This is a genomic window from Plesiocystis pacifica SIR-1 (assembly GCF_000170895.1).
Taxonomy (GTDB): Bacteria; Myxococcota_A; Polyangia; order Nannocystales; family Nannocystaceae; genus Plesiocystis; species Plesiocystis pacifica.
The window spans coordinates 1-17,408 of sequence record NZ_ABCS01000089.1; the positions used below are offsets into that span (position 1 = coordinate 1).

Here is a 17,408-nt window from a genome sequence, read left to right on the forward strand (position 1 = left end):
CCGTGCCCGCTCTCCATCAGAGACGAGCCCCCCGCCAAACCCGACACAAAGGCCTCGACTCGCGGATCGCCCTCAACCCGCCACACGCCGAGCCGAGATCACCACCGGCAACCCCTCGAGCCGCCCCAACGCCTGCACCACCTGCTCCGCCCGATCCACCTCGAGCTCCAGCGTAATCGTCTGCGTCCCCGGCCGCTTGCGGCTCCGCGAAGAGTGCGTCGCCCGCATGTTGATGCCCATGTTCGACACCAGGTCCGCGATGTCCCGCAGCACCCCCGGCTGGTCGAGCACCTCCAAGCTGAGCTTGACCGGATAGCGATGCCGGACCTTCCGCCCCCAGTCGATCTCGATCAGCCGCTCCGGCTCCTGGTTGTGGGTCACGTTGGGGCAGTCCCGCCGGTGGATGATGATCCCGCGCCCGCGGCTGACCCAGCCGATCACGTCGTCCCCAGGCACGGGCGAGCAGCAGCGCGCCGGCACGCTGAGGATCTCCCCCACCCCGCCGATCGTCACCCCGGCGGCCTTGGGCTCCTCGCCCTTGCCCTTGCTCGGCGCCTCGATGATCGGCTCGGGCTCCGGCTCGAGGTTGGGCCGCTCGCGCTCGAGCAGCAAGATCGCCAGCTTTTGGCAGCCGAGGTCGCCAAAGCCGATCGCCGCCAGCAAGTCGTCGCCGGTCTTGTAGTCGTGGCTCCACGCGAGCTCGTCGATGTGCGCGGCGTCCAGGGTGCTGAGGCTGACCCCGACCCGGGCGAGCTCGCGCTTGAGGGCCTCGCGCCCCGAGACGACGGCCTGGCCGCGGTCTTGCTTGCGGAACCACTGGCGGATCTTTTGCTTGGCGCTCGAGGTGTGCAGGTAGCCCAGGTGCGGGCTGAGCCAGTCGCGGCTGGGCTCGGGCTGCTTCTTGGTCAGGATCTCGACGCGGTCGCCGGTGCGCAGCTGGTGGGTCAGCGGGACCATGATCCCGTTGACCCGGGCGCCCCGGCAGCGGTGCCCGACCATGGTGTGGATGCGGTAGGCGAAGTCCAGGGGCGTCGCGCCCTCGGGCAGGTCGATGACGTCGCCGTTGGGCGTGAACACGTGGACCTGATCCTCGAACAGGTCGGTCTTGAGGGCCTCGGCCAGCTCCTTGGGGTCGACCAGCTGCTTTTGCCAGTCGACGAGCTGGCGCAGCAGGTTGAAGCGCTCCATCTGCTTGGCCCCGCGCTTGCCCTCTTTGTAGGCCCAGTGGGCCGCGACGCCGTACTCGGCGAACAGGTGCATCTGGCGGGTGCGGATCTGGATCTCGAGGGGCTCGCCGCCCGGGCCCACGACCGCGGTGTGCAGGGACTGGTAGCCGTTGTCCTTGGGCCGGGCGATGTAGTCGTCGAACTCGCTGGCGATGGGGTTCCACAGCCCGTGGACCAGGCCCAGGGCCGCGTAGCAGTCGCGCTTGCCGACCTTGCCCTCGCCGTCGACGATCACCCGCACGGCCGTGACGTCGAAGATGTCCTCGAAGCCCACGCCCTTGCGGCGCATCTTCTTGACGATGGAGTAGATGTGCTTGGGCCGGCCGTTGACCTCGGCGTCGAGCTCGGCCTCGGCCAGCTCGCGCTCGAGGGTCTCGATGACCCCGTCGACCACGCGCTGCCGCTCGGCCCGCTTGGTCGAGAGCTTGGTCGTGATGTCGCGGTACTGCTCGGGGTCGAGCTCGCGCATGGCCAGGTCCTCGAGCTCCCACTTGAGCTGCCAGATGCCCAGGCGGTTGGCGAGGGGGGCGAACACCTCGCGGGTCTCCGTGGCGATGCGCCGGCGCGCGTCGGCGTCGTCGAGGGTCCGCAGGTCGCGGATGACCTCGAGGCGGTCGGACAGGGTGATCAGCACGACCCGGACGTCGGCGGCCATGGCGACGAACATGCGCCGCAGCGACTCGGCGGACTCCTCGTCGAGGGCGTTCCACTGGATCGCGGCGAGGCGCTCGACGCCCTCGCGCAGGCTCTCGGCCTCGCTCCACAGCGCCCCGTCGAGGCCCTCGGGGGGCGGCGTCGCCTCGGCCCCGGGCTCCGGCTCGGAGCGCAGGGCGGTCGCGCTCGCCGCCAGCGAGGGCGGATCGATGCGCAGCTCGGCGAGGGTCACGGTGCGCCGGAGGGCCCGCCCGCAGCCGGGGTCGTCGAGGGCCAGGCGCCACTCGAGCAGGGCCCGGAGCCCCGCGACGCACTCGCTGCCGTGGTGCTCGGAACAGGCCGCCAGGGCGCGCTCGATCAGCGCCGGCGGGTCCTCGACCCGCTTCGCCGACATCTCGACCCCTGGGTGGCTGGCCATGGCGGCGGAGTGTAGCAGTTTCGGTCGCGCCGTCGCCCCGGCTGCGAGACACTGGGCACCATGGCGCAGGGAAAAGCCAAGGGGAATCCAAAGATGGGGCTCATCGTCGGGGCGCTGAGCTTGAACGTCGTCATCGCCGTGACCGTGTTCTGGATGCTCCAACCCCAGGCCCCCGAGCAGCCCGCCCCCGAGCCTCCCCAGGTCGCCCAGGTCGTGGACGAGCACAGCGCGCCCGCGACCTCGCCGTCTGCGTCTGGAGACAACCCCGCGCCCGCGCCCCCCGAGGCGCCCACGAACGAGCTCGAGCTGCCCGAGGCCAAGCTCGACGCCCACCGCTCGCCCAAGCGCGACGCGGTGTGGCAGGCCCTCGAGGAGCGCCACCACGTGTTTCGGCCCGAGGCCTCCCCGAGCCTGCCCCCGGACAACGACGACCGGGAGCCCCTCGGGACCCTCGACCGCCAGTACATCCGCCAGGCGATCATGGACGACCTCGTGCCGGTCGCCGTCGACTGCTACGACACCGCGCTGGCCGACGACCCCGAGCTCGCCGGCAAGCTGACCATGAAGTTCACCATCGTCGGCGCCGAGGAGGTCGGCGGCGTGGTCGAGGAGGCGAGCATCGTCGAGGACGACTCGACCCTCGCCAGCCCCTTCGTGCGCGAGTGCATGCGCGAGTCCCTGATGGCCGTGGAGTTCCCGGCGCCGGACGGCGACGGGCGCGTGGAGGTGAACTACCCGTTCAACTTCGAGCCCGAGTGAGCGAGCAGGCGATTGGTTTCATTCCCGCTCCCAGACGGTGTTTGAGCCGCCCGGGTGGGGTGGCTGTCAGCGCGGGCACCCGGGGGTGCTAGGCTCGTGGAGTGCAGATCGAGCTGCTCGTCGTCCTCGTCGTGATCGCGGTGCTCCTGGGCCTCGCGGTGGGCAACATGGTCCACCGCATGCGCGAGCAAAAGCGCCTGGAGGAAGAGCGCGCGAAGGCGACGCTGTCCGGGCGGATCCAGCACGAGGTCCGGACGGGGGCACAGCGGCTGCGCAAGGAAGCGACCAAGGCGACCCGCAAGGGGATGTGGTGGGCGCTGCGCCGGCGCTTTGAACAAAAGGACGAGTGAGCGGATCGCTGCACCAACAAAAAGGCCACCGAATCCTCGGTGGCCTTTTTTGTTCGCGGTGGCGTTCGCCCCCTCTGGGGGCGACCACATGCCCACTCGAAGGCACGAACACCACTGCCCACCAGCCTCAGCGCAGGAGCGGACAGCGACGAAGCGCCCCCGGTCCGGGGGCGCCCGTGGGGGCAAACTAGATCTTGGGGCGCTTGGCGGGCTGACCGTCGGCGTCGAGGAACTTCAGGCCCCCCTTGCCGTAGATGCCCTCCGCCGCGATCTTCTCGAGGTCCTCGAGCACGACCTTGGCGTCGCCGACGACGAGCACGACGTGACCGCTCGCTTGGAGGTGGGTCTCGGCGGCCGCGCGCACGGCCGGGATGTCGAGCTTGCGCAGGCGCTCTTGGTGGCCGACGTGCCAGTCCAGGGGCAGGCCGTAGTAGGCCAGCGAGCGGAACTGATAGAGCGAGCGCGTGGCCGTGGCGAAGCGGGCGGGCATGCCCAGCAGCGCGCCGGCCTGCTCCCGCGAGAGCTCCTCGGCCGTGGGATCGGTGGTCCGCATGGTCTGGATCTCCTTGGCGATCTCCCGCAGCGCGCCGCCGGTGGCGTCCGTGCGCACGGACGAGCCAGCGTTGAAGTACGAGCCCGCCGGGGTGTAGGCGAAGCTGCCGCGCGCGCCGTAGGCCCAGCCCTTGTCCTCGCGCAGGTTCATGTTGATGCGGCTCGAGAACGAGCCGCCGAGGATCGCGGCGACCATCTGCGTGGCCTCGTAGTCCGCCGCGTCGCGGGCGGGGCCCGGGTGGCCGACGATGATCTGCGACTGCGCCGCGTCGGGGACGTGGATGAAGAACATCGTGCCCTCGGCGTGCTTGGCCGCGCCGACCTTGCGACGCACGGGCGCGCTGCCGGTCCACTTGCCCAGGCGATCCTCGAGCTGCTTTTTGAGCTCATCGGCGCCGACCTTGCCGACGACCCAGACCTTGTTGCCCTTGGGCTCGAGCTTGGCGACCCACTTCTTGCAGTCGGACAGGCTGATCGCGTCGATGCTCTCGTCGGTCTCGAGCTGGCCGTAGGGGTGCTTGGCGCCCCAGATCAGCGAAGGGAAGACGCGGTACGCGATGGACGAGGGCGAGCCCTTGCTCTGCTCGACGCCGTTCTTGCGCTGGTCCTTGAGGACCTCGAAGTCCTCCGAGCGCATGCCCGGCTCGAGCATCATCTCGGCGGCCAGGTCGAGGGCCTCGGGCAGCTTGTGCTGGAGGGCGCGCACGCCCACGGTCGAGCTCTCCGACCCGCCGCTGGCCCACACGCTGACGGCGTGGTCGTCCTGGGCGGCGGCGAAGCTCGCCTTGTCCTTGGTCTTGGTCGACTCGTCGAGGAGATCGGCGCACACCCCCGAGAGCCCCGCCTTGCGGGCCGGATCGGTGACCGAGCCCTGGTTGAACTCGAACAGCATCATGACCGTGGGCAGGGTCTGCTGCTGGATCAGGTAGACCTCGAGGCCGTTGCTGAGGGTGAAGGTCTCGAAGGTCGGGATCTCCACCGGGGCGATGGCCCGGGGCGTGGGCCGCTCGGCCCGGAAGGGCTCGTCGGGCCACTCGGCCTTGGCGTCTTGCTGCTCGACGGTGACGGGCGCCAGGGTCACCGGCGGCGCCTCGTCGGGGATGTTCTGGCAGGCGCTGGCGAGCAGGCCCAGGCTCAACAGGCCCAAGCTGAGGGCGGACGTGGTGCGGGTCATGGTCACTGGCTTTCCTTCCTGGGCGCGCCGTCCTTGGGCGCGTCGTCCTTGGGCGCGGGCTTGCTGAGCACCTCGACGTGCGGCTTGGTCAGGTAGGTCTTGGCCGCGGCCTGGACCGAGGCCGGGGTCAGCGAGCGCAGCCGCGCCTGGTAGTCGTCGGCGTAGCCGGGGTCGCCGGTGAAGTGGTTGAAGAACTGCAGCTGGTTGACCCGGGAGCCGAGCTCCTCGAGGCCCCAGACGAAGCTGGACTCGACCCCGATGATGTGCCGGTCGAGTTCGGTCTGCGTCGGGCCGTTGGCGATCAGCGCGTCGATCTCCTCTTGGATGGCCGTGTTGGCCGCGGCGCGCTTTTTCTCGAGCTCCCCGGGGGTCAAGGTCACGACCACGTGGAACTGGCCCGAGAAGCCCGAGCCCGACTGGTAGACCCACACGCTCTGGGCGATCTTCTCGTCGTCGACGAGGCGCTTGCTCAGGTGGCCCCAGCCCGTCGAGCCGAGCACCGAGGACACGCCGTCGAGCTCGAGGTCGCCCTCGGCCAGGGTCGCGGGCGAGTTCCACACCCAGTGCAGCCGCGTCAACCGGGCGAATTTGTCGTCGATCTCGACGAACTTATTCTCGGTCAGCTCGGGCGCCGGGACCACGACGTGGTCGGGCTTGGGCAGCTTGGGGAAGGTCCCGAACCACTTGTCGACGAGCTGCTTGGCGTCGTCGAGCTCGATGTCGCCGGCGATGACCAGGGTCGCGTTGCTGGGCACGTACCACTTCTCGAAGAAGGCGCGGACGTCGTCGAGGCTGGCGTTCTCGAGGTCCTCGTGCTTGCCGATGGTCAGGTAGCGGTAGGGGTGCCCCTCGGGGTAGAGCTCCGCCGCGATCGCAAAGCGCTCGTTGCCGTAGGGCCGGTTGTCGTAGCGCTGGCGCCGCTCGTTGCGGACCACGTCGATCTGGTTTTGCAGGCTCTTTTCGTTGAGCAGGTCGAGCATGTAGCCCATGCGATCGCTCTCGAGCCACAGCGCCGTCTCGATCTCGTGGCTGGGCACGGTCTCGAAGTAGTTGGTGCGGTCCGGGTTGGTGGTCCCGTTGACCCCCGAGGCCCCGATCTCGCGCAGGATGTCGAAGTGCACGTCCTCGCCGATGTGCTTGGCCCCCTGGAACATCATGTGCTCGAACAGGTGGGCGAAGCCCGACTTGCCCGGGACCTCGTCGCCGGAGCCGACGTGGTACCAGAGGTTGACCGTGACCAGGGGCGCGGTCTCGTCCTGATGCAGGATGACCTCGAGCCCGTTGTCGAGGGTATATTGTTCGTACTGGATGTCGATCTCGGAGCCGCTCGGCGCGTCCTGGCCCTCGCCGGCGATGACGGCGTGGGGCTCGAGGAACAAGAGCGGGAGGCCGAGAACGAGGGTGCTGACAAGCTTGCCTCGTGCCATGGGTGTCCTCTCGAAGGGCGAAACTTCGGACATGCTCGCCCATGGATCCCTCCCGGGCAAGGCCGATGCTGCTCGCCGACGAGGCGCACGGAGCCGCCACGGATTTCTGCGTGGTTACACCGTGCCGGAGCCTGGCCAAAAGCCCAGATTGAAACCGATCTGGGCCACGCGCTGTCCATCTCGTGATGGCGCAAGCTCGACGCGCATCAGCGCTGGAGCTCGAGATCGAGGGCGAAGAGCTTGCCCGCGACCTCGAAGACCCATCGGTAGGGCCGATCTTCGAGGTCCGTGAGCGTACCCCGAGTATGCAAGTGCACATGTTCGACGGGCTCGCCGAGCCAGCGGATCTCCCGGCTGCTCACGGTCAGCTCCTGCTCGAGGCTCAGCGGCGGCATCGCGAGCTTGCCGCGCCCCTTCTCGCCCAGGCGCGGGGTCCCGGCGAGCTCGATGGCGACCTCGAGCTTGCCGCCGTCGAGGCGCACGCTCTGGTCGATGTTCGCGTTCATCGCGTAGATCGTGGTGACCACCGGCTGCGAGAGGATCTTGGCCTTGGCGTCGACCTCGGGATCGGGCTCGCGCACGTCCATGTCGTTGCGCGGGTACACCGCAAGGTCGCCCGCATCTGCACGGCCTGGGGGTTGTCGAGCTGGCTGTCGAACTCGGGCGCCGGGGCCTCGCCGACCAGGTCCACGCTGGTCTCGTCGATGCGCACCTGCTCGGGCGGCTCGAAGTCGACGACCCGGGTGAAGATCAACCCCGCGCCCACGGCGAGCACGAGCCAGCTATTCCTGAACAACCAGCGGGCGACCCGCGACTGGAGGGGCTGCGCGGCCAGGGGGGGCTCGCGGCGCTCGTCGGCTTCGGGCGTGGGGGCGTCGACGGTGGGACCATCAGACATGGGCCGACGCTGACACGGAGGCCGGCGGCGACCAAAAATCTGGCGAAAATTTGATCGCCCGCGCGAGCTGGTGGGGGGCGATCCACCCGAAGCTCAAGCTTCGCGGTAGCGGAGCAGGTAGGCCGCGACGGCGAAGGCCACGGACACGTTGAGGGAGCCCTTGATCCCGGCCATGGGGATGCGCGCGACCCGTTCGCAGTGGGCCAGGATCCGCGGATCGACGCCGGACACCTCGTGCCCGAGGACGAGGACGATGGCCGGATCGCTCGGGCCCCCGGAGACGCGGGCGAGGTCGAAGAGGTCCTCGGCCCGCGGTCCGCCTTCGAGGGCCCACAGCCGCCGACCCTGCTCGACCAAGGCGGCGGCCGCGGCGGCCCCGTCGGCGTGGTGACTCCAGGCCACGCTGGCCTCGGCGCCCAGGGAGGTCTTGGCCATCTTCGGGTGCTCTGGGGTCGGCGTGAACCCGCACAGGTGCATGGCCTTGACCCCAGCCCCGTCGGCGGTGCGGAACATGGAGCCGACGTTTCGCAGGCTGCGGACGTTGTCCAGCAGCGCCTCCACCGGTGGGCCGCTCGGCCGCCGGGTGTCCCGGATCTCGTGGCTGAGGTAGGCCGCCTCGACGAAGCGTGTGGGCGCGCCGCAGTGGGGACAGCTCGACCCCAGCTCGCTGCCCTCGGCGACGGGAAAGCGCAGGCCGCAGTCGGCCGCGGTGCACAGGCGCTGCTGGTGTCGCACGGTCCGGGAGAGTACCCCGGCGTCGGCGCCAGCCCACGGCCGATCGGCCTGGAACGCGAGATGGGCATGGACGATCCACCTTCGGGATGCGGCGCACTCCCCCCACGGCGAGGCGCGCTGCGCCGTGGCCTCCGCGGGCGCCCTGGCCTAGACTCTATCCGTGGCGTACAGGGATGAGCAGCAGGCGCTCTTGCTCGAGGTCCAGTCCTTGAAGCAAGAGAACGAGCGCCTGCGCGACGCCCTGGAGCACGAGCACGAGCGCTACCGGGAGCTCGTCGACGAGCAGCACGAGCAGCGGCGCAAGAACGTGCGCATGGTCTGCGTGCAGTGCCGGGGCAACCTCCTGGCCGTGGCGATCGTCGCCGGCCACGACATCCGCAACCCCCTGCCCCTGAAGATGAGCACCCTGCGCTTTGGCTCCCCCAACGGGGGGTTCACGGCCTCGGCTCCGGTCCGCTCCTACGCCTGCTCGAGCTGCGGCTACATCCACAACTTCATCGACATGGGCCACGAAGATTGAGTCGTGGACGTGGGGCAGGGAGGGCGTGGCGTCGTCCACGACGGTTAGTCGAGTCGTGGACGTGGGGCAGGGAGGGCGTGGCGTCGTCCACGACGGTTAGTCGAGTCGTGGACGTGGGGCAGGGAGGGCGTGGCGTCGTCCACGACGGTTAGAATAGACTTCGCCTGGTGCGGGTGATCTTCCATGTCGACATGGACGCTTTCTTCGCGTCCATCGAGCAGCGCGACGATCCCCGGCTGCGCGGCAAGCCCGTGCTCGTGGGCCACGCGGGCAAGCGCGGGGTGGTCGCGGCCGCCTCCTATGAAGCGCGCCGCTTCGGCTGCCACTCGGCCCAGCCCATGGCGGTGGCCCGCCGCCGCTGCCCCCAGGCGGTCATCGTGCCCGGGCGCCACGAGGTCTACCTGGGGGTCTCGGCCGAGCTGTTCGAGATCCTCGAGGGCTTCACCCCGGTGGTCGAGGGCCTGTCGATCGACGAGGCCTTCCTCGACATGAGCGGGACCCAGCGCCTCCACGGCCCGCCCCGCGTGGCCGCCGAGCGCATCCGCCAGACCGTCGCCGAGCGCCTGCGCCTGACCTGCTCCGTGGGCATCGCCAGCGCCAAGTTCATCGCCAAGATCGCCAGCGACCAGGACAAACCCGACGGCTTGACCGTGGTCGAGCCCGGCCGCGAGCGAGCCTTCCTCCACCGCCTGCCCGTGCGCGAGCTGTGGGGCGTGGGCCCGCGGACCCAAGAGGTGCTCGAGCGCTACGGCGTGCGGACCATCGGCGACATCGCCGAGCTCGGCCTCGAGACCCTCGAGCGCGACCTGGGCGAGCACGGCCGCCACCTCCACCAGCTCAGCGTCGGCGTCGACCCGCGCCCGGTCAGCCCCGGCCGCGAGCGCAAGCAGGTCAGCCACGAGAACACCTTCGGCGAAGACCTGCGCTCGCGCCCGGAGATCGAGGACTGGCTCCTGCGCCAGTCGACGCGGGTCGCCGATCGCCTCGTCGCCAAGGGCCTGCACGGCCGCAAGGTCCACCTCAAGCTGCGCGACGCCAGCTTCACCACGTGGACGCGGCAGTGCTCCCTCGACGAGCCCACCCAGGAGGCGCGGGTGATCTTCGCCCGCGCGCGCGCGCTCCTCGATCGCCTCGAGGCCGAGGGCAAGCTGCGGGCCCTGCGGATCCGGCTCACCGGCGTGGGCGTGAGCGACTTTCGTCGGGACGCGCCGGCGCGCCAGCTCGAGCTGCTGCCGGTCGAGGGGGCCGCCGAGCCAGCCACGGACGACCGCGGCGAGGCCGTCCAGGACGTGCTCAGCGAGGTCCGTCGGCGCTTTGGCGGCAAGGCCCTGGGCCTGGCGGGGGTCGGCGGGATCCGCCGAGAGGCCCGGGACGACGCGGGCGCCGTGCCCGATCTGAGCACCCGCATCGACGACGACTGATCCTCCCTCGGAGCGTGTAGAGTTCGTCGCCGTGTCCCCTGCCCTCGCCACCGCCGCTCGCCTCGGGCTGGCCCTGCTGCTCGGGCTCTCGGCCTGCCGCAGCCGCGAGCAGACGGTCACGGTGTTCGCCGCGGCGTCGCTGGCCGAGCCCTTCCGCGCCATGGAGGCGCCCTTCGAGGCGGCCCACCCCGGCGTCGACCTCGAGCTGCACTTCGCGGGCTCGCAGCTCCTGGCCACGCAGCTGCGCGAGGGGGCGCGGGCCCAGCTGTTCGCCTCGGCCGACGCCGCGCAGCTCGAGCGCGCGGGCGAGCGGCGCGAGCTGAGCGGACGCGCGACCTTTGCGACCAACGCGATCGCCGTCGTGGTCCCGTCCGACTCGACCCTCGAGGGCGTCGCGGACCTCGCCGAGCCCGGCGTGCGCGTGGCCCTGGCCCACGCCGAGGTCCCGGCCGGCCGCTACGCGCGTGAGGCCCTCGACGCCCTGGAGCTGCGCGAGGCCGTCGAGGCCAACGCGATCGCCAGCGCGACCGACGTGCACGGGGTCATCGCGGTGCTGCGCCTGGGCGAGGCCGACGCGGGCCTGGCCTACCGCACCGACCTCGGCGAGGACGGGAGCCTGCGCGCCCTGCCCCTGCCGGCGTCCGCGGGCGTCGTCGCGCGCTACGAGCTCGCCCGGATCGCCAATGGGGGCGCGGCCCACCCCGCCGATCGGGCCGCGGAGCAATTCGCGGACTTCGTGCTCGGCGCGGAGGGTCAGGCGATCCTGCGCGACGCCGGCTTTGGTCCGCCGCCCTGAGCCGTCGACGCCCCACCCCGAAGCTCTCCGTGCTCGCCTCGCGCGGGCCGGGCCCCCCGAGACCTGCGCCCGAGGGGGCAGCGTGAGCAAGCTCGACCGCCTCACTCGCCTCACTCGTCAGAACTGAAGTCGACCGGCGCCGGCGCGAGCTCGACCCTCTCGCCGACCGCCGGGAGCGCGAAGGGTTCGTAGCCCTTGCCGGTCCAGACCACCCACAGCGCGTCCTCGCGCTCGAGGGGCAGCCGGGACTCGAAGCGGATCTGCGTCGGCCGTCCGTCCGAGGTGACCGCCTCGACGAGGACCTCGCCGTCGCCGAAGTCGTGGCGCTCCCCGGCGACGAAGGGCAGGGCCTCCGGGTCTCGAAACATGCGATCCAGCGGCTGGTCCAAAAGGCCCGCGTCGCAGGTGATCACCAACGTCCGAGGCCCCGTGCGCGCGACGGTCATCGCCTCCACGCCGCTGGCCAGGGTCCGGGTTCGAGCGGGCCGATCCAGCCCGAGGCCCGCCCGGTGGGGCCCGAGGAGCGGGCCGGTGAACAGGTCGGCGGAGCGCACGAGGTAGACGGTCTTGCCCTCGACCTCCCCGAGCCCGCCGATCGAGCGCGCGGTCGCGTCGTAGCGCGCGCCCAGGATCTGGATCCCGAGCACCCGCGGCGGCAGCGTGAGCGGAGCGAGGACGAGGTGGGTGAACACGAGGAAGGCACCGACCGCGCGCAGGCGCAGCGGCGGCTTGGTCTCGGTCTCGGTTTCAGTTTCGGTTTCAGGCCAAAACGCCGCCTGCAGCACGATCGCCACGAGCCCAAAGCCCCCGAGCCCCACGGGAAACAAGAGCCGCTCTTGAGGCATGGTCGAGCACATCGGGACCGCCGCGAGCACCATGCCCGTCGCAAAAAAGGCCGCCAGCTCCCGGCGCTCCCGGAGCGCGGGCCAGGCCAGCGCCGTACACATCCCGAGCAACGCAAGCCCGACCGCGAGCAAGACCCACAGCCCCGGCTTTGCAATCAGCGCGACGAAGTCCGCCGACACCGGGGTGAACTGCGAGCTGATCAGCGCCGGCAAGCGCTCGACCATCGCCCTCGCAAAGTGCAGCGGCTCTGCGCTGGGGTCGATGTACAGCCCGCTGCCTCCAAAGCCGTGACCGAGAGACACGTAGACCACCCGCCACACGACCGACACGGCCGCGCAAGGCAGCAGCGACGCCGCCCGCTCGCGCACGCTCCCGCGGTCGAGCCACAGCGCGTAGGCAAACAGATAGGCCGTCATCGCCAGCGCCGTCTCCCCCGACAGCAGCCCGAGCCCGAGCATGGCCGGCGCGCCGAAGGCCGCGGACAGGTCCCCCTCTTCGCGCCAGCGCAGGTGCAGGGCCACCGCCGCGGTCGCAAAGGCCATCGACATCACCGAGTTGCGCGCGGCGATCCACCCGACGGCGTTGGCGTGGCTCTCGTCGAGGGCGAACAGCAAGAGCGCCAGCACGGCGAGCCAGCGGGCCTCAAACACCCGCCGGTAGACCGCCCAGGTCGCCAGGATCAGCGCCGCGAGCCACGCCAGGTTGTGCGCGTGGGCGAAGGCCGGCGAGCCGACGATCGCGTGGTCGAGGTGCAAGCTCAGCGACGACAGCGGCCGCCAAAACGAGCCGTGAAACCCGGGGTCGGTGTACCAGGGCAAGATCCCGACCTCCGCCGCGGCGCCCCGAAACTCGTCAGCGTCGAGGAAGAACGCGTAGTACTCCGTCGGCCCGCGGCTCAGCATCGGGAAGCTGTCCGTGGCCATCACCCGGTGGATCCGGTCGTCGAGCTGCAGCCCGAGGGCGAAGGACGGCAACAGCAAGATCAGCGCGACCCCCAAGATGACGTGTACGGCCCACGGCCAGTCGAGGAAGCGGCGCAGACGGGACTTGGCGGCCATTCGGGTGTGAGCATGGGCCGCCATGCGGGCTCACGCCCGCGCAGGATTCGCGCGCAGGTCGGGACAAAACTGGCGCACGGACGCGCGGGCGAGGTGCTATCGGGCCGGCCGGGTCGACGCGCGAAGGGGCACGCTATGCTCCCGCCCCCATGCGCCAGGGCCAGGGCCACTCTCCCAGCGCGCGCGCTCGCTCGGCGCGACCGGTGCTGATCGGCCTGGCGGCCCTCGGGCTGGCGCTGTTCGTGCTGCCGCTGCTCGGCCTGGTGATCCGGGCGCTCACCGAGGCCTCGGGCCTGGCCCTGCTCGAGCCCGCCGTGCGCTCGGCCCTGCTCTTGTCCCTGCTCGTGTCCACGGCGGCGACGGCCCTGGCCTTCGTGCTCGGCTTCCCCCTGGCCTGGGTGCTCGCGCGCCTGGACTTCCCCGGGCGCCGCCTGGTCCGGGCCGCGGTGACCTTGCCCATGGTGCTCCCCCCGGTGGTCGCGGGCGTGGCCCTGCTGAGCGTGTTTGGCCGCCGGGGCGTGCTCGGGCCGGCGCTCTCGGCGATGGGTATCGAGCTGGCCTTCACCCCCGCGGCCGCCGTACTCGCCGCGACCTTCGTCGCCGCGCCCTTTTTGATCGTCACCCTCGAGGCGGCCCTGGAGGCCATGGATCCCCGCCTCGAGCAGGCCGCGGCGACCCTCGGCGCGAGCGAGTGGCGGATCTTGTGGACGGTGACCCTGCCGACGATCCGCCCCGCCGTGCTCGCGGGCCTGGCCCTGAGCTGGGCCCGGGCGCTGGGCGAGTTCGGGGCGACCATCACCTTCGCCGGCAACGTCTCGGGCCGGACCCAGACCCTGCCCCTGGCGGTCTACGAGACCCTGCAGTCCGACTTCGAGGGCGCCCTGCAGCTGTCGGTGGTGCTGCTCGTGGTGTCGCTGTCGGTGCTCGTCGGGCTCCGCGGTCACTTCCTGGGCGCGCCCGCGGAGGCGCAACGGTGAGCGCGAGCCACCTCGACGCCGAGCTGTCCCTGCGCCGGGGCGACTTCGGCCTGAGCCTGGCCTTCACCGCCGACGCGGGCGCGACCGTGGCCCTGGTCGGGCCCAACGGCGCGGGCAAGTCGACGACCCTCGCGGCCCTCGCCGGGCTCTTGCCCCTGACCGAGGGGCACCTGCGCGTCGGTGCCCGAACCCTCGAGGCCCCCGCAGACGCCACCCGCGAGCCGCCCCAGGCCCGGGACGTCGGCATGTGCTTCCAGGGCCAGGCCCTGTTCGGCCACCTCAGCGCCGTCGACAACGTGGCCTACGGCCTGCGCGCCCGGGGCGTGGCTCGGACCCAGGCCCGCGCCATGGCCCACAGCTGGCTCGAGCGCCTGGAGGTCGGGGGCCTCGCCGCCCGCCGCCCGGCCCAGCTCAGCGGCGGCCAGGCCCAGCGCGTCGCCCTGGCCCGGGCGCTGATCACCGCGCCCAGCTTGCTGCTCCTCGACGAGCCCTTCGCCGGCCTCGACGCCCGCACCCACGCCGAGATCCGCGAGCTGCTGCGCCGGACCCTGGCCGAGTTCGAGGGCGTCGCGCTGCTGACCAGCCACGACTTTCGCGACGTCGAGGCCCTCGCCGACGAGGTCCTGGTCCTCGAGCACGGCGCCCTCGCCCAGCGGGGCAGCCCCGCCGCCGTCGCGGCCGAGCCCGCCACCGAGCATCTGCGGGCCATGGTCGACGCGCGCTAGGTCCTCGCCCAACATCGCCTATGCTCGGGCCCGTGACGGCTGATCCCGAGGCTGAGTCCAAGCCAGCGTCCAAGCCGAGCAAGCGCCTGCTGGGCCTCGACGCCCTGCGCGGGGTCGCCGTGTTCCTGATGATCGAGCAGCACCTCGGGGTGTGGCTGTGGGAGGGCCCGGCGGTCGGCGAGACCATGGCCCACTACCCGGGCCTGCTGGTGTTCAACGCCCTCGGCGGCGGCGCGGCCCCGGCCTTCGTGACCCTCGCGGGCATCGGCAGCAGCCTGCTCGCCCGCAAGCGCGAGCAGCGGGGCGAGTCCCCGGACCTCACCCTGGTCCTGCGCGGCCTGGCCCTGCTCGGCTTCGGCTACCTGCTCAGCGCCCTGACCCCGTCGTGGTTCTCGGCCCGGTCCTGGTTCGTGCTCCACCTCATGGGCGTGGGCATGCTGACCACCCCGCTGTGGCGGCGCCTGCCCACGCCGGCCCTGCTCGCCGCCGCGCTCGCCATCCTCGGCAGCGCTGGCGCCTTGCAAGCCCACTTCGACGTGCCCCTGCGCCTCGACAACCCCTACATGTCCGGGCGCTCGCCGCTGTCCCCGGACGCCTGGGCCGGCCTGCGCATCGCCACCCTCGAGGGCCAGTTCCCGATCTTCCCGTGGCTGTCCTTCTTCCTCGCCGGCCTGGCCTGCGGGCGCTGGGTCCTCGTCGACGCCGAGCCCCGGGAGCAGGCCAAAGAGCTGCGCAAGATCGCGGCCCTCGGCGGCGGGGCGATCGGCCTGGGCCTGGTCGGCGTCGCGCTGCGCTACTCCGTCGCCGCCGGCGCCGTGAAGACCACGGCCCTTGCCCGCAGCGTCGCCCTGACCGTGCCCTTCTTCCCGGCCTCTCCGACCCTCGCCGCGCTCTTGCTGGGCCTGGTGCTCCTGGGCATCTGGGCGCTCATGGCCTGGGACCGGTGGCGCCCCCTGGGCGAGAACCATCCCCTCGTGACCCTGGGCCGGGCCTCGCTGACCCTGCTCATCGTGCACGTGTGGCTGTTCCGCGAGCTGACCCGGGTCGACGGGTGGTGGCAAGAACACGTCGGCGCGTTCGCGTGGCTGAGCCAGTGGACCCACGCGTGGCACCAGCTCAGCGTCAACCAGGGCTTCGCGGTCATCGGCGTGTTCGTGGTCTTCGCGGTGTTCGCCTCCCGGGCGTGGCAGACCGTCGATTACCGCTACGGCGCCGAGTGGTTGTTGCGCAAGGTCGCCCGCTGACCCACCTTGTCGGGGTCCCATGGCGCTCTTGCTCGACCACGTCTACGCCTTCGTCCCCCCCGACTTCGTCGACAGCGCGGCGTTCATGGCGGTCTCGGAGTTTGGCCTGCGCGCCTCCTTTGGCCGCGAGCACCCCGGCCAGGGCACGGCCAACCGCCTCGCCCTGTTCCCGGGCACGGCGCTCGAGTTTTTGTGGCTGACCGACGCGGACGAGGCGGCCGGCAACCCGCTGCGCCTCGATCGGCGCGCCGCCGGCCCAGACGGCCCAGACCCCTTCGGCCTGTGCCTGCGCGGCGACCTGGGCCCCGCGCTGCGCGAGCGCATGACCTTCCACCCCATGCCGGGCTTCGCCCTCGGCGGGCTCTACCTCGCCCCGGGCTGGGACGACCCGGCGCAGACCATGGTGTTCGCCTTCGACACGCAGGAGGACCTGCGCCCCGTGTCCCTGGCCTACCCCGCGAGCTTGTTCGAGCACCCCGGCGGGTTCACGGCCATGGATCAGGTGACCCTGAGCCTGGCCGCCGACGCCCCCGCGGACTGGCTCGAGGCCCTCGACGGCGCGCTGCCGACCAACCTGCGCGTCGCTCGAGCGCCGAGCGGGGCGGCTCCGGAGCTCCACGTCGCCCTGGCCCGCAACGCCAACGCCAACGCCATCGACGATCTGGTCCTCCCGACCGCCCGCGGGCAGCTGCGCCTGTCAGGCGTCTGAGCCCGGCAAGATCAGCTCGGCCAGCGCGCGCGCAGAGTCGGAGAGCCGCGGGGCCGCGAGCAGCCAGTAGTGCGTCGCGGGCAGGGCCCGGATCGGCCGCGCGACCAGGCCCCGGGGCAGCTCGACGAAGTCGTTGACCACGGCCAGGCCCAGGCCCAGGCGGACGAAGTGGACCATCGCCGGCCAGCCGTGGGTCTCCACCGCCACCTCCCAGCGCACGCCCGCGGACAACAGCGCCCGGGCCAGGGTCTCCCGGTGCGGGCGTCCGGCGGGCGCGACGATCAAGCCCTCGCCCTCGAGCTGCTCGAGGCGGATCGTCCGGCGCCGGGCCAGGGGATGGCGCGAGGGCATGACCAACACCTGCGAGACCTCGCGCAGGGCCCAGGCGTCCAGGCCCTCGGGCAACACCTCGAGGGCCGCGACCCCCAGCGCCGCCTCCCCGCTGCGCAGCGCCGCCAGGGTCCCGTCGCGATCGCGGGTCAGCAGGCGCAGGGGCGCCGCGTCGCGCCGCCGGGCGTGGCGTCGCAGCGCGTCGCCGAGCAGGTAGAGGAAGCTGCCCTGCCCCGCCGCCAGGACCACCGGCGCCCCCGGGCCGTCCTCGCCGCGCAGCTCGGCCCGGAATTCGCGGGTGCGCCCGTCGAGCTCGCGACCAAAGCGCAGCAGGGCCTCGCCCTGGCTCGTCAACACCAGGCGCCGGCCCTCGCGGCGGTAGAGCTCGACCCCCAGGCCCGCCCCGAGCTTGCGGATCTTGGCGTGCAGGGCCGGCTGCGACAGGTGCAGGGCCTTCGCGGCGTGGGTGAAGTTGAGCCGCTCGGCGAAGCACACGAAGGCCGCGAGGGCCTCGCTGTCGATGGGCTCCGCGGGTGCGTTCATGAGCAAGCTATAACTTTTTTGGATAGTCCATCCAAACATAATCGTG

Annotated in this window: 17 protein-coding genes; 9 read left to right on the forward strand and 8 right to left on the reverse strand. The window is 71.7% G+C overall.

Going from position 1 to position 17,408, the window contains the following annotated elements:
* Positions 1-72 precede the first annotated feature (72 nt).
* Positions 73-2,298: a RelA/SpoT family protein gene (locus tag PPSIR1_RS31675; RefSeq protein ID WP_006975320.1), complete on the reverse strand. Its 2,226-nt coding sequence runs from the start codon at positions 2,296-2,298 to the stop codon at positions 73-75.
* 60 nt (positions 2,299-2,358) lie between these two features.
* Here PPSIR1_RS31675 and PPSIR1_RS31680 point away from each other — a divergent pair, with 60 nt between their 5' ends.
* Both PPSIR1_RS31680 and PPSIR1_RS31685 read left to right on the forward strand, forming a co-directional pair.
* Positions 2,359-3,057, forward strand: coding sequence for an AgmX/PglI C-terminal domain-containing protein (locus PPSIR1_RS31680; protein WP_157596168.1), 699 nt, complete (start codon positions 2,359-2,361; stop codon positions 3,055-3,057).
* A gap of 101 nt (positions 3,058-3,158) precedes the next feature.
* The gene (locus PPSIR1_RS31685) at positions 3,159-3,407 is read left to right on the forward strand and encodes a hypothetical protein (RefSeq protein ID WP_006975322.1); all 249 of its coding nucleotides are present in this window, start codon (positions 3,159-3,161) and stop codon (positions 3,405-3,407) included.
* 187 nt (positions 3,408-3,594) lie between these two features.
* Here the strand turns inward: PPSIR1_RS31685 and PPSIR1_RS31690 are convergent, their stop codons facing one another.
* The 5 genes from PPSIR1_RS31690 to PPSIR1_RS31705 all read right to left on the reverse strand — a co-directional run bounded on the left by PPSIR1_RS31690 (position 3,595) and on the right by PPSIR1_RS31705 (position 8,193).
* Complete coding sequence (locus tag PPSIR1_RS31690) at positions 3,595-5,133, reverse strand: M16 family metallopeptidase (protein ID WP_157596169.1); 1,539 nt, start codon at positions 5,131-5,133, stop codon at positions 3,595-3,597.
* Positions 5,134-5,135: 2 nt separating this feature from the next.
* Complete coding sequence (locus tag PPSIR1_RS31695) at positions 5,136-6,560, reverse strand: M16 family metallopeptidase (RefSeq protein WP_006975324.1); 1,425 nt, start codon at positions 6,558-6,560, stop codon at positions 5,136-5,138.
* A 206-nt stretch (positions 6,561-6,766) separates the two neighbouring features.
* Positions 6,767-7,165, reverse strand: coding sequence for a hypothetical protein (locus tag PPSIR1_RS31700; protein ID WP_006975325.1), 399 nt, complete (start codon positions 7,163-7,165; stop codon positions 6,767-6,769).
* Positions 7,063-7,458 carry a hypothetical protein gene (locus PPSIR1_RS48525; protein WP_157596171.1) on the reverse strand — a complete coding sequence of 132 codons (396 nt, stop codon included), beginning with the start codon at positions 7,456-7,458 and terminating at the stop codon, positions 7,063-7,065. Before PPSIR1_RS48525 ends, PPSIR1_RS31700 begins: the two co-directional genes overlap by 103 nt.
* Before the next feature lie 93 nt (positions 7,459-7,551).
* Positions 7,552-8,193, reverse strand: coding sequence for an RNA methyltransferase (locus tag PPSIR1_RS31705; protein ID WP_006975326.1), 642 nt, complete (start codon positions 8,191-8,193; stop codon positions 7,552-7,554).
* Between the two features lie 160 nt (positions 8,194-8,353).
* Between PPSIR1_RS31705 and PPSIR1_RS31710 the strand changes: the two genes are divergently transcribed.
* The 3 genes from PPSIR1_RS31710 to modA all read left to right on the forward strand — a co-directional run bounded on the left by PPSIR1_RS31710 (position 8,354) and on the right by modA (position 10,930).
* A complete protein-coding gene (locus tag PPSIR1_RS31710; protein WP_157596172.1) occupies positions 8,354-8,713 on the forward strand; it encodes a hypothetical protein in 360 nt (119 codons plus the stop codon).
* 173 nt (positions 8,714-8,886) lie between these two features.
* Complete coding sequence (locus PPSIR1_RS31715; RefSeq protein ID WP_275935399.1) at positions 8,887-10,134, forward strand: DNA polymerase IV; 1,248 nt, start codon at positions 8,887-8,889, stop codon at positions 10,132-10,134.
* A gap of 31 nt (positions 10,135-10,165) precedes the next feature.
* Positions 10,166-10,930 carry a molybdate ABC transporter substrate-binding protein gene (modA, locus tag PPSIR1_RS31720; protein ID WP_006975329.1) on the forward strand — a complete coding sequence of 255 codons (765 nt, stop codon included), beginning with the start codon at positions 10,166-10,168 and terminating at the stop codon, positions 10,928-10,930.
* Between the two features lie 110 nt (positions 10,931-11,040).
* Here the strand turns inward: modA and PPSIR1_RS31725 are convergent, their stop codons facing one another.
* Positions 11,041-12,834, reverse strand: coding sequence for a hypothetical protein (locus PPSIR1_RS31725; protein WP_006975330.1), 1,794 nt, complete (start codon positions 12,832-12,834; stop codon positions 11,041-11,043).
* A 149-nt stretch (positions 12,835-12,983) separates the two neighbouring features.
* On the opposite strand from PPSIR1_RS31725, the gene PPSIR1_RS31730 reads away from it, so the two are divergent.
* The 4 genes from PPSIR1_RS31730 to PPSIR1_RS31745 are packed head-to-tail and all read left to right on the forward strand — an operon-like array spanning position 12,984 to position 16,489.
* Complete coding sequence (locus PPSIR1_RS31730; protein ID WP_006975331.1) at positions 12,984-13,811, forward strand: ABC transporter permease; 828 nt, start codon at positions 12,984-12,986, stop codon at positions 13,809-13,811.
* Positions 13,808-14,536 carry an ABC transporter ATP-binding protein gene (locus PPSIR1_RS31735; RefSeq protein ID WP_006975332.1) on the forward strand — a complete coding sequence of 243 codons (729 nt, stop codon included), beginning with the start codon at positions 13,808-13,810 and terminating at the stop codon, positions 14,534-14,536. Before PPSIR1_RS31730 ends, PPSIR1_RS31735 begins: the two co-directional genes overlap by 4 nt.
* A gap of 32 nt (positions 14,537-14,568) precedes the next feature.
* Complete coding sequence (locus tag PPSIR1_RS31740) at positions 14,569-15,780, forward strand: DUF418 domain-containing transporter (protein ID WP_157596173.1); 1,212 nt, start codon at positions 14,569-14,571, stop codon at positions 15,778-15,780.
* A 19-nt stretch (positions 15,781-15,799) separates the two neighbouring features.
* A complete protein-coding gene (locus PPSIR1_RS31745) occupies positions 15,800-16,489 on the forward strand; it encodes a VOC family protein (protein WP_006975334.1) in 690 nt (229 codons plus the stop codon).
* Here PPSIR1_RS31745 and PPSIR1_RS31750 read toward each other — a convergent pair.
* Positions 16,478-17,362, reverse strand: coding sequence for a LysR family transcriptional regulator (locus tag PPSIR1_RS31750; RefSeq protein ID WP_045117170.1), 885 nt, complete (start codon positions 17,360-17,362; stop codon positions 16,478-16,480). The genes PPSIR1_RS31745 and PPSIR1_RS31750 overlap by 12 nt on opposite strands.
* Positions 17,363-17,408 lie beyond the last annotated feature (46 nt).

Bases quoted from the DNA above. Each gene is read 5' to 3' on its own strand.
- PPSIR1_RS31675 (WP_006975320.1), bottom strand. From the start codon at position 2,298: ATGGCCAGCCACCCAGGGGTCGAGATGTCGGCGAAGCGGGTCGAGGAC.
- PPSIR1_RS31680 (WP_157596168.1), top strand. From the start codon at position 2,359: ATGGCGCAGGGAAAAGCCAAGGGGAATCCAAAGATGGGGCTCATCGTC.
- PPSIR1_RS31690 (WP_157596169.1), bottom strand. From the start codon at position 5,133: ATGACCCGCACCACGTCCGCCCTCAGCTTGGGCCTGTTGAGCCTGGGC.
- PPSIR1_RS31695 (WP_006975324.1), bottom strand. From the start codon at position 6,560: ATGGCACGAGGCAAGCTTGTCAGCACCCTCGTTCTCGGCCTCCCGCTC.
- PPSIR1_RS48525 (WP_157596171.1), bottom strand. From the start codon at position 7,458: ATGTCTGATGGTCCCACCGTCGACGCCCCCACGCCCGAAGCCGACGAG.
- PPSIR1_RS31725 (WP_006975330.1), bottom strand. From the start codon at position 12,834: ATGGCCGCCAAGTCCCGTCTGCGCCGCTTCCTCGACTGGCCGTGGGCC.
- PPSIR1_RS31730 (WP_006975331.1), top strand. From the start codon at position 12,984: ATGCGCCAGGGCCAGGGCCACTCTCCCAGCGCGCGCGCTCGCTCGGCG.
- PPSIR1_RS31745 (WP_006975334.1), top strand. From the start codon at position 15,800: ATGGCGCTCTTGCTCGACCACGTCTACGCCTTCGTCCCCCCCGACTTC.
- PPSIR1_RS31750 (WP_045117170.1), bottom strand. From the start codon at position 17,362: ATGAACGCACCCGCGGAGCCCATCGACAGCGAGGCCCTCGCGGCCTTC.